The organism is Paraburkholderia jirisanensis, assembly GCF_054782355.1.
On sequence record NZ_BAAGSQ010000021.1, the window covers coordinates 102873 to 118331 of the forward strand.

The window sequence follows — 15459 nt, forward strand, 5'->3', positions numbered from 1 at the left end:
GTTCTTGCAACTGGTTTGCTGGCGCGCTCACGCGGTCGCCGCTGCCATCACACGTTCCTGGGTTGCGTCGGCGCGCTCGAACGTGCCGTTCAGACGCCCTTCGCGCACCACCAGAATCCGGTCGCTGATCGCCAGCACTTCCTGCAGGTCCGACGAAATCGCGATGATCGCGATACCTTGCGCCGCGAGCCGCCCAAGCAGCGCATGCACTTCGGCCTTCGCGCCGATATCGATACCGCGCGTCGGCTCGTCGACGATCAGCACACGCGGGTGGCGCGCCACCCACTTGGCCAGCACCACCTTCTGCTGGTTGCCGCCGCTCAGGTTCACCACCTTCTGCTCGATCGACGGCGTCTTCACGCCGAGCGTGCGGACGAACTCGCGGCAGCGCGTCTCTTCGGCCGCGCGCCGCACGAACTGGAACGGCGAGTACGTTTCAAGGTGCGTGAGGCTGAAATTCTCGCGCACGCTCATGCCCGCGATCAAGCCCTGCCCTTTGCGGTCTTCCGTCACGAAACCGATGCCGTGCGCAATCGCATCATGCGGTCTTGTGATCGTCACCCGCTTGCCCTCGATCAGCACCTCGCCGCTGCACGGCCGCATGCCGAAGATCATCTCCATGATCTCGGTGCGCCCCGAACCGACCAGCCCCGCAATGCCGAGAATCTCGCCACGATGCACGGCAAAGCTGATGTCGCGAATCTTCGCCGGCGCGCTGTCGCGCGCGTGCAGTGCGAGGTTGCGCACTTCGAGCACGACCTCGCGGGTCGCGTGCGACGCCGACACCGCATACAGATCGTTCAGATCGCGATCGACCATCTTGCGCACCAGCCATTCGCGCGTAACTTCCGCGATCGGCGCGGTACCGACCGTGGCGCCGTCGCGCAGCACCGTCACGCGGTCGGCGAGCTCGAACAGTTCTTCGAGCCGATGCGAAATATAGACGATACCGATGTTCTGCGTGCGCAACTGCTTGATCAGGTCGAGCAGGATGCGCGTCTCGTGATGGCTAAGCGACGCGGTCGGCTCATCCATGATGATGATCTTCGAATCGCACGAAATCGCCTTGGCGATCTCGACCATCTGCTTCTGGCCGACGCTCAGCCGGCTCACCTGTTCGCGTGGATCGATGCGCATGCCGATCTTGTCGAGCAGCACGCGCGCCGCATCGTTCATTCGCGCACGATCGATCAGGCCGAAGCGATTGAGCGGCTCACGCGCGAGAAAGATATTCTCCGCGACGCTCAGATTCTCGACCACCGACAGTTCCTGATAAATGATGCCGATGCCGAGCTCACGCGCATGATTGCCGTCGCGCAGCACGACCGGCTCACCGTCGATGCGGATTTCGCCGCCGGCATCGTGCTCGAGCACGCCGGTGAGAATCTTCATCAGCGTGCTCTTGCCCGCGCCGTTCTCGCCCGCCAGCGCGAGCACTTCGCCGCGCGCGACGGCAAGCGTCACGCGGTTCAGCGCCCGCACACCGGGGAACGTCTTCGAGATGTCGCGTACTTCGAGAAACGGCGTCATCGGCGGCCTTTGGCTCAGTTGCGTCGCAGGTTGCGTGACCCCGTTGCCTGGGTGGCGTTACCGGGTCACGCGACTTCGCGCAGTTATTTCGCGCAGTTACTTCGTGTAATTCCCGAGGTTGTTCTTCGTCACCACCGTCACACCGGTATCGATGTCCTTGCCCTGCGCCTCGGTGCCCTGGATCTGCGCCACCAGATGCTCGACCGCCAGCTTGCCCATCGTCACCGGCCGCTGCACCATGATGGCCTGAATCGAACCGTCGCGAACGCCCTTCACGGTGTCAGGCAGATCGTCGAACGCGATCACTTCGAGCTTGCCCTTCATCGCGCCGAACTCCTTCGTGTTCAGCACCTTCGACACCGCCGGGCCACCCACCTGGCTGACGCCGAAAATCCCCTTCAGTTGCGGATGCGCGCGCAGCGTCGTCTCGACCACCGAGACGCCACGCGCCAGATCGTCATCGGTACCCTGGGTTTCGACGATCTTGATGCCCGGATATTTCGCGAGGCCCTTCTTGATGCCGGCGATCCGCTCGTTCAGGTTCACCGCGCCCAGTTGCCCGGTGACCACCGCAACCTCGCCCTGACCGTTGAGCGCCTTGCCCATCGTTTCAGCCATCGTTTCGCCGGCCGATTCGTTGCTGGTGCCGATATACATCGAGCGGCCGCTGTTAGGCGAATCCGAATCGTAAGTCAGCACCTTGATGCCGCTTTTCTCGGCGCGCTTCATCACGCTTTCGACCGACTTCGGCTCGTTGACCGAAATCGCAATGCCGTCGACGTGCTTCGAAATCAGATCCTCGATGATCTGCACCTGCGTCGAACCCTGCGTGTTCTGCGGCACCACCCATTGGTAGTTGACCGTCAGCTTGTCGGCTTCCGCCTTCGCGCCGTTGTTGCAGTCGTCGAAGAACGGCACGGCGACCTTCGGAATCACCGCGACCGAAATGTCTTTCGCGTCTTTCGCGGACGCCGGGCCGGCCGCGAGCGCGGCGGCAGCGGCGAGCGCCGAGACCGCGATCAGCGCGGAGAAGCCACGGGCGCGCGCCGCGCGAGGCAGGGTTGGTTGCATGATGTCGTCTCCAGAATCTGTCGGTTTATAAGAATTAGAAAATTGAAAGAACAGCACAGCACGCGCCGCACATCGATAGCCAGCCGCTCATCGCCCCTTGCGGCGCAGCCGCCAGATGTCGATGCTCACCGCGATCAGGATCACGCAGCCGGTGATGGTCTGCTGCGCATAGGTATCGATATTGAGCAGCACCACGCCGTTGGTGATGATGCCGGCGAGCGCCGCGCCGATGATCGCGCCCTCGACGCTGCCCACGCCGCCCGACAGGCTGGCGCCGCCGATCGCGGCCGCCGCGATCACGTCGAGTTCGGCGCCGAAGCCCGCGGCGGGCTCCGCCGATACGAAGCGCGAAAACGCAATCACGCCGGCAAGCGCGGCAATCGCGCCCGACAGCGCATAGACGATGAACTTGACGCGCGCGGTACGCACGCCGCTCAACAGCGCGGCAGTCTCGTTGCCGCCGGTCGCATACACATGACGGCCAAAGCGCGTGCGCCGCATCACCACCGAAAAACACACGGCCAGCAGCGCCATCACGACTACCGGAAACGGAATAAAGCCGAGATAGCCCTGACCGATAAACGTGAAGCTATCGGGCACATCCGGCGTAACCGGCACACCTTTGGTGATGATGTACATCAGGCCGCGCCCGATACTCAGCGTGCCGAGCGTCGCGATAAACGGCGGCAACTGGATGCGCGTGACCAGAAAGCCGTTGAATGCGCCGACCACCACGCCGGTCGCGAGCCCTGCCGCCACCGCCACGAACGGACCGAAACCGTGCTGAAACGACAGCGCGGTGACCAGCGACGACAACCCCATCACCGAACCGACCGACAGGTCGATGCCACCGGTAATGATGACCAGCATCATGCCGACTGCCATGATCGCGGTCAGCGAAAACGAGCGGAACACGCCCATCAGGTTGTTGGTGGTCAGAAAGTACGGCGAGAACAGACTGATCAGCACGCCGACCAGAATCAGCACGGCAAGGATATTGAACTCGCGCACCCGCATGCAGGCGCGCAGCACAGCGAGCGGCAGCGGCACGGCGGGTGCGTCGGTCTTCGAAGAAAGGGCTCTCAACAGATGATCTCCTCGGTGTCGCTGATCGCGGGCAGGCTCGCTGTGTGAGCGCTCGACATGGTGGACGATCATAGGGTGAGAGCGCGCCGCAAAACTGTGACGGACGTCATACAAACCTATTGGGGTTGTCCCGGTAGCGGTTTTGCTGCACTGCGTGCCGCGATAGACAAGCCTCATCACATCGGATATTTTCGCGGTCGGTCAGAATCGTTAATAAAACCAGATTCACCGCGTTATCAATTCGCATATAAAACATCGCGAAAATAAATCCGTAAGAAAAAAGAAATCCCCCAATCAAACGATTTAAATCCACGGGTAATAAAAATGAAAAGTTTCAACGGGACACGCTGGTGCGTGGCATTCGCTGCGGCCTGCGCTTTGGCGGGCTGCGGCTCGCGCGTCGATGGCAGCATACCCGCCACGAACCCGCCAGCACTCAGCGCGGATCAGCGCGCGTTGGAGCAGTTTCTGCTGGCCCCCAATGCGACGTATAGACTGGACTGGCATTTGCCGCTCTCCGGCACGCCTGCCAGCGGTACGAGTTTCATCAGCGAATCTCATGCGTCGATGGCGGCCTCGCCGCTGACTGCCGGCCCGCAAAAGCTGACTGAGACCGCACCGGTTTCGATCGCCCGCACACTTGCGCCGCCCGCTGTCGTGGTCCCCGATCGCTTCGTGGTGAATGGCCAGATCCTCGTCGCCGGTTCGCAAAGCAACGTCAGTTATCAGGGCACCGGCGTGCGAGTGGATGCCCTGGCGACGGACGGCGTCACGGTATTGGACAGCGAACTGCGCAGCAATTATTCGGTCGTGGCATTGACCGGCGCGGTCGTCGCCGCGCCCGCCGAGTTCGCCCAATACTTTAACTCGCCGTACTTCAATCCAACGCTGCTCAACGCAACGGCGACATGGAATGCCGGTGCCGCGTACGAGAAATACAGCAACACGCAGATCGGCGACGTCTACTCGGTGGTGGACTTCACGGGCACCACGACCGGCAATCTGCCGGCGCCGGTATCGACCAATACAACCATCGCCACGCTGATGGCGGCGAGCGGCATCGCGGCGGACGGCACCACCTACACGCTCGCCAACGGCAGCGAATCGGTGGTCAACGGCGTGCCGACTTACGTGGCGACGAACCCGCTGCCTAACCTCACCACGACCGTGTTTCGCACCTTTTATGATCTGAACGGCAACGTCTATGGCGGCGCGTTGATCCGCTCCGGCACCGTGCTAGGCGGCAATCCGTTCCCCGTCGCGATACCGGGCGGCGCGCCCGGAACGTTCACCACGGTGCTCACCCAGCAATATCAGATTCGCCTGAACGCGGCAGCGCTTGCGAGTTTTCAGGCCGCGTTGACCTTCTAGCGCAACGCGCATGGCGCAGGGCCCGGCGCCGGCCCTGCCGCCCCGTCTTCCGGCTCAACTATGACGCCCGTCACAGAAAGCGGGCCGCAAAATTCATTAAGCTGTGGGCAGGTCTCGCGCGCGAGCACGCTGCAAGCACGCCTTCGGCCCCTCAGACATTCTTTCAAGGAGCAAACCGCATGACGAAGCGAGTGATAGTGACCGGCGGCAGCGGTCTAGCCGGCAAATGGGTAGTCGAGAACCTGGTCGAGCACGGCTACGAAGTGCTGAACCTCGACCGCGTGCCGATGCCCAAACGCACCGCGCGCACGCTGATCACCGACATCACCGATGCGGGCCAGGTGTTCAACGCGCTCGCGTCGAGCACCGCGCCGACCGAATTCGTCCCCGACCTCGAACCGAAGCCGATCGACGCGATCGTCCATTTCGCGGCGATCCCGCGCATCATGGTGACCACCGACAACGAGGTGTTCCGCATCAACGTGATGGGCACCTACAACATTCTCGATGCGGCGTCGAAGCTCGGCATCCGCAAGGTGATCGTCGCGTCGAGCGAAACCACGTATGGCGTGGTGTTTGCGCACCGCCACCGCGATCCGCAGTACTTCCCGCTCGACGAGCAGTATCCGGTCGACCCGATGGACAGCTACGCGACCTCGAAGGTGATCAACGAAGTCACTGCGAAGGCGTTTCATGCGCGCACGGGTGCGGACCTGTACTGCTTCCGCATCGGCAACGTGCTCGACCCTGAGGACTATGCGAAGTTCTCGACGTGGAACAAGGACCCGTCGCTGCGCAAGCGCATTGCGTGGAGCTATATCGACGGACGCGACCTCGCGGAAGCGGCGCGCCTGGGCATCGAGAAGGATGGCCTCGGCTTCCAGGTGATGAACATCGCCGCCGACGACGTATCGTCCGATCTGCCGACCGCCGAACTGCTGAAGCGCTTCTATCCGGAAGTGCCGATGAAAAAGCAGCTGGGCCAGTTCGAGACGCTGCTCAGCAATGAAAAGCTGAAGACGCTGCTGGGCTGGAAGCAGAAGTACTACTGGCGCGATCAGGCGAAGTAAGCTGCGCCGGCATCTGCCGCCTGCGCCAACCCGCGCCACCCCGCGCGCCGCTACCGTAGCGGCGCGCACGCTGCGAAGCATCCACGCTTGCAGGCCGCTACTACACGGCCTGCAACACCGCTACGATCCGCGCTGCATGTTTGCGCTGGTCTTCGGCATCGCCATCCCCCTGCGCGCTTCGCAGCGCCCTTCGCAGCCGCCCTTCGCAGCCGTACTTCGCAGCCGTACTTCGCAGCGCCCTTAGCTCCGTCATCTCACCGCAATGTATCGCAATGTATCTGCACGCCGTGCCGATACAAAACGCCGGACTTGCGCCGCACTTTCGACAAAAGCCAGATACGTGTACGCGCTCCAATACCGGAACGCGTGATCCGAGCCATCGGTTAGCCGCGCTCGCGGCCCCCGCCCGCGGAGACCCGGACGGGGACCCTGACGGACCCGGACTGGAACTCACACGGGAATTTGAGCGGCATGCCCTGATCGCGTCGCAGCGGCGGCCTCACGCGAGTTGTTCGCGGGTGTCCACGCTGTTCGTTTCGGCGGCCGCGCCATGCGGATGCCCGCCTTGCTTATCGGAGTTGCACATGCGCAAGCCTTTCTTTTTCATCCATGCCGCGCTGTTGATCGCCGGCATCGCGACTTCCGTACAGGCCGCGCAACCCGCGTCATGTAGCGCGGCCAGCCCCGCGCACCGGGTCGCGCTGGTCGAGTTGTACACCAGCGAAGGCTGCGACAGTTGCCCGCCGGCCGACAACTGGCTCAGCAGTCTCGAGCGCGAACGGCACAGCCACGCCAGCGGCCCGGGCAAGCCCGGTGACACCTTCGTGCCGCTCGCGCTGCACGTCGACTACTGGGATACCGCGCAATGGCGCGACCGTTTCGCGCAAAGCGTATTCACCGAGCGGCAAAAGGCGCTGACGGCGGCCGGCGACTCCCAGCTGGTCTATACGCCGGAAGTGTTCGTGGCCGGCCGTGAAGCGCGCAACTGGTCGAATGCCGCGAGCTTTGCCGAGCGCGTGCGGCAGTTGAACGCGCAAGCGTCGCCGGCCGATATTCGCATTAGCGCGAAAACGTCCGCTACCGGCAGCGTGTCGTTCGATGCATCGTTCGCCGCGCGCGGTGCGCTGGCCGCCGATGCGCTCGCCTATGCGGCCGTCTATGAGGACGGCTTGCAAAGCAACGTGAAAGGCGGCGAAAACGCAGGCGCGACACTGCATCACGATCAGGTGGTGCGTCACTGGATCGGCCCGGTGCCGATCGTCGACGGCCGCGCGCGGATTTCCGGCAGCTATGAAGCGAACCCGCAACGCGGCGTCGTGGCATTCGTGCAGCGCAAGTCGACCGGCGAAGTGCTGCAGGTCGCCGAGTTGTCCGGTTGCGCCGCGGCGCCGTAATGCTGCGTCGAATCACGCGGCACGACGCAATACCAGCCGATGCGGTGCGCGCGCGATCGATTGCCTCGTCATCCGTATTTCTCCATCGAAGCAAAACAACCAACAGGAGTCTGTGTATGAAGTGCAAGCACGTCGGTCTCGTCGCCGCCGCAATGGTTGCGTTTGCATCGTTCGCTACGCCGGGCGCGACGCCGTCCGCCCGCGCCGCTGAAGTGTCGCCGATCTACGGCGTGTCGATTCCGCACGGCTATCGCACATGGCCGTTCGTCGCACCCGCCGAAGAAGCCGATCCGCTCAACGAATTGCGCATCGTGCTCGGCAACCCGATCGCGATGAAGGCGCTCGAGAAGAACACGCTGCCGTTCCCCGACGGCTCGATGCTCGTCAAGCTCGCGTGGAAGCGCGTGCCGTCCGCCGAGTTCGCACCGGCTTCCGTGCCGGGCGCGGCCACCACCGTGCAGGTGATGGTCAAGGATTCGAAGCGCTATGCCGACTCCGGCGGCTGGGGCTTCGGCCGCTTTATCGGCGGCCACCCTGCCGATCTCGCGCAACATCAGACCTGCTTCGCGTGCCATCAGGCGCGCGTCAAGAATCACGATTTCGTTTTCACGCGCCTCGCGCCGGAACATTGATGGCGCGGCCGGCACTGCGCGCACAGCGCGCGCCGGCACCCTTCGCAGGCGTTTTCGGAGTTATTAATATCGCATGCGATTTGATCGCACATGTTGACATTTCGCCGGATTCCGTTAATATGCGACGCATTCGATTACATCGCATGCGATACATTACCCTGTCGCAGTACTCGTTTCACTTCGTGTCACACCACCCGACCAAGGAGCAGCAGATGAAAACCTCGAACGCCGTCCTCGCCGCCAGCCTCGCGCTGTCGCTCACCGCATTGGCCGGCAGCGCGCACGCCGCCGAAGCGGTCACGCGCACCGAAAAATGCTACGGCGTCGCGCTCGCCGGCAAGAACGATTGCGCAGCGGGTGCCGGCACGACCTGCGCCGGTACGTCGAAGACCGACTACCAGAGCAACGCATGGATCGCAGTCGAGAAAGGCACCTGCACCAGCATCAAGACGCCGAAGGGCTATGGCTCGCTCGAGGCGAAATCGTGATGCGTACGGGCTTGCAGCACACCGCAGCGGTTCAGCCGTCGCCGCCGACGCATGCGCCGGCCGCATGGCTGCAGCGCCTGTTGCCGCAAGCGCTGTTGCTGCTGATCGCACGCGTGGGCATCGCCGCAGTGTTTTTTCAGTCGGGGCGCACCAAGGTGGAAGGCTTCCTGACCATCAAGTCCACCACGTACGAGCTGTTTCGCAGCGAATACGCACTGCCGCTGATCGACCCCGTGGTGGCCGCCCGCATCGCGACCTGCTGCGAGCATCTGTTTCCGGTGCTGCTGGTGCTCGGGCTGTGCACGCGGTTGTCCGCGGCCGCGCTGTTCGGCATGACCGCGGTGATCGAGATCTTCGTCTACCCCGATGCATGGCCGACGCATCTGAGCTGGGCCGGCCTGCTGTTGCCGCTCATTGCGTATGGCGGCGGCACGTGGTCGCTCGATCACCGGTTCAGTTGTTTGTTCAGCTCGCGCAAATAGCCCGCGCAATTCGCGGCACCCGCTATTCACCACCCCTCGACATTCAAACCTATATGGCCTTCAACCCCATGCCTCTTCGTCAAACCCTTTCGAGCCTCACGCTGGCCGCGCTCGCGCTGGCTGCACCGATATTCAGTTCCACCGCACATGCGGATGCCCCGAGCGGCGCGAAGAACATCGTGATCGTCCACGGCGCGTTCGCCGACGGTTCCGGCTGGCGCGTCGTGCACGACATCCTGTTTCACAAGGGCTACCACGTCACCGTCGTGCAAGAGCCGCTGACCACGCTCGATGCCGACGTCGCCGCCACCCGCGATGCGATCGCTGCGCAGGATGGCCCTGTCGTGCTGGTCGGCCACAGCTACGGCGGCCAGGTGATCACGGTGGCCGGCGCCGACGCGAAGGTGAAATCGCTGGTGTACGTCGCGGCGCTGCAGCCGGAGGCCGGCGAAAGTCTCGCGAAGCTGGTCTCGACGATGAAGCAGCCGAGCGACGATGTGCAGAAAACCGCCGGCGGCCAGCTGTTCCTGAACCCGGCGAAATTCGCCGCCGACTTCGCCGGTGACCTGACGAAGAACCGCACGGACTTCATGGCGGTATCGCAGGTGCCGGCCGCGCTCGCCGCGTTCACTGCGCCGGCCACCTCGGCCGCATGGCACGACAAGCCGAGCTACGCCGTCGTCGCAACCGACGACCACGCGCTGAATCCGGACCTCGAACGCTGGATGGCCAAACGCGCCGGCTCGAAGGTCACCGAGATCAAGGCCAGCCATGCGGTCTATATCTCGCAGCCGGAAGCGGTTGCGAAGGTGATCGAAGAAGCGGCGCAAAACGCGAAGTAATCGCGCAACAAGCGAGCAACAAGCGCGCAACAAGCGCGCAACAAGCACGCGCTTCGTTGAAACCTGCCGTTGCACCCACTGACTCAACCCTGTTCTGGAGTACCGCATGAATCCGTCGATCAAATCCCGCCTGAGCCTCGCCAGCGCCGCCGCGCTGGTCGCCCTCGCCACTGTTTCCGTCGCGAGCCCGGCTCACGCCGCCGGCGCCGACGAACCGAGCCGCTGCTACGGCCTCAATACCTGCAAAGGCACCAGCCTGTGCGCGACCGCCAAGAACGACTGCAAAGGCCTCAACAGCTGCAAGGGCCAGGGCGTGCTGGTGAAGCCCGCGTCGGAGTGCCTGAAGGCCGGCGGCACGCTGACCGAGCCGCAATAAAGCGCCGTGCAGGTCCGGACGTGCTTGCGCGTACTACGCGCCTGCCATGCGCTTGATACAAGCCGCGCGCCGGACCTGCGGTTCCCCGATCTCACCGACGAGTGCACGCGATGCCCGCATCCAACCTACGCTTCTCAGGCTACGGTCTCGGCCTGCGCAAGGAGCACTACCGCGACCTTCTCGAGACGGCCGTGCCGGTCGACTTCGTCGAAGTCATCTCCGAGAATTTCATGGTCGAAGGCGGCCAGCCGCGCCATATCTTGCGGCAGGTACGCGAACGGCATCCGGTGGTGCTGCACGGCGTGTCGATGTCGATCGGCTCGGCCGACGGTCTTGATCGCGCGTATCTGCGGCGTCTGAAAGCGCTTGTCGATGAGATCGAACCGCTGTTCGTGTCGGACCATCTGAGCTGGTCGCGTATCGGCGATTTCAATTCGCATGACCTGCTGCCGGTGCCTTATACGGCCGAAGCGCTCGATGTGGTGTGCGCGAATATCGCGCTCGCGCAAGACGTGCTCGGCCGGCCGATGCTGGTCGAAAATCCGTCGAGCTATGTCGCGTTCGGCGATGCGCAGATGAGCGAATGGGAATTTCTCGCGGCCGTCACGCAGCGCACCGGCTGCGAGCTGCTGCTCGACGTCAACAATATCTATGTGAGCGCAACGAATCACGGTTTCGATGCGCTTGCGTTTCTCGATGGAATACCGGCTGATCGCGTGCGGCAGATTCATCTGGCCGGCCACAGCCAGGGCGCAGACCTGCTGATCGATACGCACGACAGCGCGGTATGCGATGCCGTGTGGGCGTTGTATGCGCAGGCGCGCAATCGTGTCGGTCCGGTCGCGACGATGATCGAACGCGATGGCGAGATTCCGCCGCTTGCGGAACTGCTCGAGGAACTGGCGACGGCGCGCGCGTTGGGTGTGGGTGATGCGGGTGACGCTCGTGACGCGGGTGACGCTCGTGATGCGGGTGATGCTCGTGATGCGGGTGATGCTCGTGACGCGGGTGATGCTCGTGACGCGGATCGCACTCAAGGTACGCACGACGCGCACGACGCGCATGACGCGCGCGGCACGCATGCTGCTCCCCCCGCACACAGCGCATTTTCCACGCATCCCCGCATCACGGAGGCCGCATGACGCTCGCCAGCATGCAGCGCGATTTCCGTGCATGGCTCGCCGGCTCGTCCACTGCTGCCGCGGCTCGGCTGGCAACGGTCGCGCCGGCCGGACTCGCCGTCTATCAGAACAACTACCGCGCGCAACTAGTCGGCTGTCTCGAAGAATCGTTTCCGCAGCTGCGCACATGGCTTGGTGAAGACGCGTTCCGCGAGGCCGCGATCACGCACATCGACACTCACGCGCCGCACGCATTCACGCTCGACGCTTACCCGTCCGGTTTCGGCGCGACGCTTGCCGCGCTGTATCCGCACAACCCGGATCTGCACGAACTGGCGTGGATCGAGCAGGCGCTTGGCGAAGCGTTCGTCGCCGCCGACGCGGTGCCGCTGACGCCCGATGCGCTCGTAACCATCGACTGGGACAGCGCGCGGCTACAGCTCACGCCATCGCTGCGGCACCGCGTAGCGACCACCAATGCACAGCAGTTGTGGTCCGCACTCCGCGCCGGCACGACGGCCCCCGAAGCGACGATGCTAGCCGAACCCGGCGAGCTGATCGTATGGCGCCGCGCCTTCACCTGCTACGTGGCGCAGGTGGACGCGCTGGAACGCATTGCGCTGCTGCAGCTGCAACGCGACGGCAGCTTTGCCGCGCTGTGCACGCTGCTGGTCGAGCGCCTCGGCGAAGCCGACGGTATCGCGCGCGCCGGCGCGCTGCTCGCCGGCTGGCTCGGCAACGAACTGATTAGCGGCGTCGATCAGGCCTAAGGTCGCGGCCGTTCACTACTTGCAAAGGAAAACACCATGAGTGAAAGCTTGTCTCAACGGCGCCGCTTGCTGCTGTCGGGCGTCGCGAGTCTGGCGGGCGCAGCGCTGGGCAGCATCATGCCCACAGCGCGCGCGGCCAGCGGCGCCCGGTCGTCCGACCACCATCCGGTGACCGCCGGCAATGCACAGCAAACGCAGCAAGCATCGCAAACGCTACCGACGCTGCCCCTGCGCCAGGTGCACACCGATCTTCTCGACATTGGCTACCACGAAGCAGGCCCGGAAAGCGGCCGCCCGGTGCTGTTGCTGCACGGCTTTCCGTACGACATGCACAGCTACGTCGACGTCGCGCCGCTGCTCGCCGCGCAAGGCTATCGCGTGATCGTGCCGTTCCTGCGCGGCTACGGCACCACCCGCTTTCTCGACGCGAACACGCCGCGCTCCGGCCAGCAGGCCGCGATGGGCGCCGACGTGATTGCGCTAATGGACGCGCTGCATATTCCCGAAGCGGTGCTCGCCGGCTACGACTGGGGCGGCCGCGGCGCATGCGTCGCGGCGGCGCTGCACCCCACGCGCTGCGTCGGCCTGGTATCGGTGAACAGCTATCTGATCCAGGACATCGCACACGCGCAGGCGCCGCTGCCGGCGGGCGTCGAATGGGGGCTGTGGTACCAGTACTACTTCCAGACCGAGCGCGGCCGCACCGGCCTTGCGGCCAACCGCCGCGACCTCGCGCGCATCCTGTGGAAGAACAATTCGCCGGCCTGGCATTTCGACGAAGCGACCTTCGCGCGCTCGGCCGCCGCGTTCGACAACCCCGATTACGTCGACGTCGTGATCCACTCGTACCGGCATCGGTTGGGGCTCGCAGCGGGCGATCCGCAGTACGAGCGCGATGAACAAAAGCTTGCGCAGTTGCCGGCGATCCGCGTGCCGACGATCACGATGGACGGCCAGTCCGACGGCGTGATTCCGGCAACCGATGGGCATGCGTCGGCGCCGAAATTCAGCGGCCCGCGCGAGCACCGGCAGATTGCGGGTGCCGGGCACAACCTGCCGCAAGAGGCACCGCAGGCATTCGCCGATGCGGTTGCGCAGCTGGCGCGCAATGGTAGGTGGCGCACGTGAGTGACGTGTGTGAATGACGCACGTGAGCGGCGCATGTGAGTGCTGCATGCGAGTGCCGCCGAAGTGTCGGACTATCGGTGCATCAGCGTGCGGCGGAAGTCGGGCAACGAGGCGTGGGTGTATGTGCGTGCCTGAGGCGACTGAAGGCAAGCGAAGGCAACTGAAGCCAACCACGCACTCCAAGGCTAACTGAAGCAAACCGAAGCGCGCCGGGAGATGAGTCGAGACCCGGCCAAGACCAGACCGAAATCCGGCCGAAAAAGAAAAAGCCCTGAAATCTCAGGGCTTTTCTTTGTGTTCTGCTGCGGACCCAACAACGATTAACAACGAACTACGAAACGACGAATCGGTTGGTGGAGGTAAGCGGGATCGAACCGCTGACCTCTTGCATGCCATGCAAGCGCTCTCCCAGCTGAGCTATACCCCCTTGCAGAACAGAAACGAGATTCTAGACAGCAAATTCCGCTTTGTAAATACCTTTGCAGCATGCAGCGATCTTTTTTCGTGCGCCGATCTTTTTCGCGATCGGCGCGGCACGCCACTGCACGCTGCATGCAGCGCGCTCAGGCCAGCGCCTTCTCGATACGGCTCACCACCTTGTCGCGGCCGAACAGCAGCAGCACGCTGTCGATCGACGGCGTATGCGTGGTGCCGGCCACCAGCAGCCGCACCGGCATCGCAAGCTGCGGCATCTTGATCTTGTGCGTGCCGAGCGTCGCCTTCAGCGCGGCAGCGATGGCCTCCTTGCTCCACTCGACGCTCTTCAACGCGGTAGCCAGATCGGCAAGCGCCGGACGCACCGCATCGGTCACGTGCTGCGTGAGCAGAGCGGCGTCCGGCTGCGGCTCGCGATAGAACATCGCGGCGTTCTCCGCGATCTCCTTCACGGTCGCCGCACGGTCCTTCAGCAACGCCACCACGGCGCTCAGATCGGGGCCGTTCGCAAGCGCCGCCGCATCGATTTCGAGCTCGGCGAAGAACGGCTGCGCCAGCTCCGCCAGCCGCGCGTTATCGGCTTCCTTGATGTAGTGGCTGTTCAGCCAGTTCAGCTTGTCGTGGTCGTACTGCGCGGGCGACTTGCCAAGGTGTTCGAGGTCGAACCACTCGAGCAGCTGCTCGCGCGAAAAGATTTCCGCATCGCCGTGCGACCAGCCAAGCCGCGCCAGATAGTTCAGCACCGCCTCGGGCAGATAGCCGGCGTCGCGATAGCCGGTCACGCTGGTCGCGCCGTGACGCTTGCTCATCTTCTCGCCCTGCTCGTTGAGCACGGTCGGCAAGTGCGCGTAGACCGGAATCTCGCCGCCCAGCGCGCGCAGGATGTTGATCTGGCGCGGCGTGTTGTTCACGTGGTCGTCGCCGCGGATCACGTGCGTGATGCGCATGTCGAGATCGTCGACCACCACGCAGAAGTTGTAGGTCGGCGTGCCGTCCGGGCGCGCGATGACCAGATCGTCGAGCTCTTCGTTCGAGATCTCGACGCGGCCCTTCACCGCATCGTCCCACCCGACCACGCCGGTCAGCGGATTGCGAAAGCGCAGCACCGGCTGCACGCCCGCGGGCGGAGCCGGCAGCACCTTGCCCGGCTCCGGGCGCCACGTGCCGTCATAGCGCGGCTTAAGGCCCGCGTCACGCTGCCGTTCGCGCAACGCGTCGAGTTCTTCGGTCGACATGTAGCACGGGTAGGCCAGGCCCTTCTCGACCATCTGCTGCAGCACTTCGCGATAGCGGTCCATGCGCTGCATCTGGTAGTACGGGCCCTCGTCGAAATCGAGGTCGAGCCACTTCATGCCCTCGAGGATCGCGTCGACCGATTCGGACGTCGAGCGCTCGAGATCGGTGTCTTCAATGCGCAGGATGAACACGCCCTTCGACTTGCGCGCGAACGCCCACGGATACAGCGCGGAACGGATGTTGCCCAGGTGAATGAAGCCGGTGGGGCTCGGTGCGAAGCGGGTACGGACGGCGGAAGCGGTCATGGACGATTACTCGAAGGCGCAACGCGACACGCGTGAAGCAATGTCGCGCGGCTGCAGATCAGAAAGCGAAGAGGCGAATTATACCTTCACGGTCTGCTTGCGATTGCCGCTGTGCTGAAGGC

General features: G+C 64.1%; 15 protein-coding genes and 1 tRNA gene. 11 read left to right on the forward strand and 5 right to left on the reverse strand.

Annotated elements, in window-relative coordinates; genetic code table 11:
• Positions 1-27 precede the first annotated feature (27 nt).
• From ACYVNQ_RS09715 to ACYVNQ_RS09725, 3 genes are all read right to left on the reverse strand, one after another.
• Positions 28-1530 carry a sugar ABC transporter ATP-binding protein gene (locus tag ACYVNQ_RS09715; RefSeq protein WP_460902270.1) on the reverse strand — a complete coding sequence of 501 codons (1503 nt, stop codon included), beginning with the start codon at positions 1528-1530 and terminating at the stop codon, positions 28-30.
• Between the two features lie 96 nt (positions 1531-1626).
• Positions 1627-2601 carry a sugar-binding protein gene (locus ACYVNQ_RS09720; protein ID WP_460902271.1) on the reverse strand — a complete coding sequence of 325 codons (975 nt, stop codon included), beginning with the start codon at positions 2599-2601 and terminating at the stop codon, positions 1627-1629.
• A gap of 87 nt (positions 2602-2688) precedes the next feature.
• Positions 2689-3618: an ABC transporter permease gene (locus ACYVNQ_RS09725; RefSeq protein ID WP_460902683.1), complete on the reverse strand. Its 930-nt coding sequence runs from the start codon at positions 3616-3618 to the stop codon at positions 2689-2691.
• A 393-nt stretch (positions 3619-4011) separates the two neighbouring features.
• On the opposite strand from ACYVNQ_RS09725, the gene ACYVNQ_RS09730 reads away from it, so the two are divergent.
• The 11 genes from ACYVNQ_RS09730 to ACYVNQ_RS09780 all read left to right on the forward strand — a co-directional run bounded on the left by ACYVNQ_RS09730 (position 4012) and on the right by ACYVNQ_RS09780 (position 13361).
• Positions 4012-5058, forward strand: coding sequence for a hypothetical protein (locus ACYVNQ_RS09730; protein WP_460902272.1), 1047 nt, complete (start codon positions 4012-4014; stop codon positions 5056-5058).
• 179 nt (positions 5059-5237) lie between these two features.
• Positions 5238-6128, forward strand: a complete 891-nt coding sequence (locus tag ACYVNQ_RS09735) for an NAD-dependent epimerase/dehydratase family protein (RefSeq protein WP_460902273.1) — start codon at positions 5238-5240, stop codon at positions 6126-6128.
• Positions 6129-6712: 584 nt separating this feature from the next.
• The gene (locus tag ACYVNQ_RS09740; RefSeq protein ID WP_460902274.1) at positions 6713-7522 is read left to right on the forward strand and encodes a DUF1223 domain-containing protein; all 810 of its coding nucleotides are present in this window, start codon (positions 6713-6715) and stop codon (positions 7520-7522) included.
• Positions 7523-7638: 116 nt separating this feature from the next.
• Positions 7639-8154 (forward strand): cytochrome P460 family protein, encoded by a 516-nt coding sequence (locus tag ACYVNQ_RS09745; RefSeq protein WP_460902275.1) that lies wholly within the window; start codon positions 7639-7641, stop codon positions 8152-8154.
• Positions 8155-8366: 212 nt separating this feature from the next.
• Positions 8367-8642, forward strand: a complete 276-nt coding sequence (locus ACYVNQ_RS09750) for a BufA1 family periplasmic bufferin-type metallophore (protein ID WP_460902276.1) — start codon at positions 8367-8369, stop codon at positions 8640-8642.
• Entirely contained in the window at positions 8642-9124 is a 483-nt protein-coding gene (locus ACYVNQ_RS09755) for a DoxX family protein (protein ID WP_460902684.1), read from the forward strand. The genes ACYVNQ_RS09750 and ACYVNQ_RS09755 overlap by 1 nt, the downstream gene beginning before the upstream one ends.
• Positions 9125-9192: 68 nt before the next feature.
• Positions 9193-9966, forward strand: coding sequence for an alpha/beta fold hydrolase (locus ACYVNQ_RS09760; protein ID WP_460902277.1), 774 nt, complete (start codon positions 9193-9195; stop codon positions 9964-9966).
• Positions 9967-10072: 106 nt separating this feature from the next.
• Positions 10073-10342, forward strand: coding sequence for a BufA2 family periplasmic bufferin-type metallophore (bufA2, locus tag ACYVNQ_RS09765; protein WP_460902278.1), 270 nt, complete (start codon positions 10073-10075; stop codon positions 10340-10342).
• Between the two features lie 110 nt (positions 10343-10452).
• The gene (gene bufB, locus ACYVNQ_RS09770; RefSeq protein ID WP_460902279.1) at positions 10453-11484 is read left to right on the forward strand and encodes an MNIO family bufferin maturase; all 1032 of its coding nucleotides are present in this window, start codon (positions 10453-10455) and stop codon (positions 11482-11484) included.
• The gene (locus ACYVNQ_RS09775; protein WP_460902280.1) at positions 11481-12233 is read left to right on the forward strand and encodes an HvfC/BufC family peptide modification chaperone; all 753 of its coding nucleotides are present in this window, start codon (positions 11481-11483) and stop codon (positions 12231-12233) included. Before bufB ends, ACYVNQ_RS09775 begins: the two co-directional genes overlap by 4 nt.
• A 36-nt stretch (positions 12234-12269) precedes the next feature.
• Positions 12270-13361, forward strand: coding sequence for an alpha/beta fold hydrolase (locus ACYVNQ_RS09780; protein WP_460902281.1), 1092 nt, complete (start codon positions 12270-12272; stop codon positions 13359-13361).
• Between the two features lie 351 nt (positions 13362-13712).
• Here ACYVNQ_RS09780 and ACYVNQ_RS09785 read toward each other — a convergent pair.
• Together ACYVNQ_RS09785 and gltX are read right to left on the reverse strand one after the other, a co-directional pair.
• Positions 13713-13788: transfer RNA gene (locus tag ACYVNQ_RS09785), tRNA-Ala, on the reverse strand.
• 136 nt (positions 13789-13924) lie between these two features.
• Positions 13925-15337 (reverse strand): glutamate--tRNA ligase, encoded by a 1413-nt coding sequence (gene gltX / locus ACYVNQ_RS09790; RefSeq protein ID WP_460902282.1) that lies wholly within the window; start codon positions 15335-15337, stop codon positions 13925-13927.
• Positions 15338-15459: the final 122 nt, after the last annotated feature.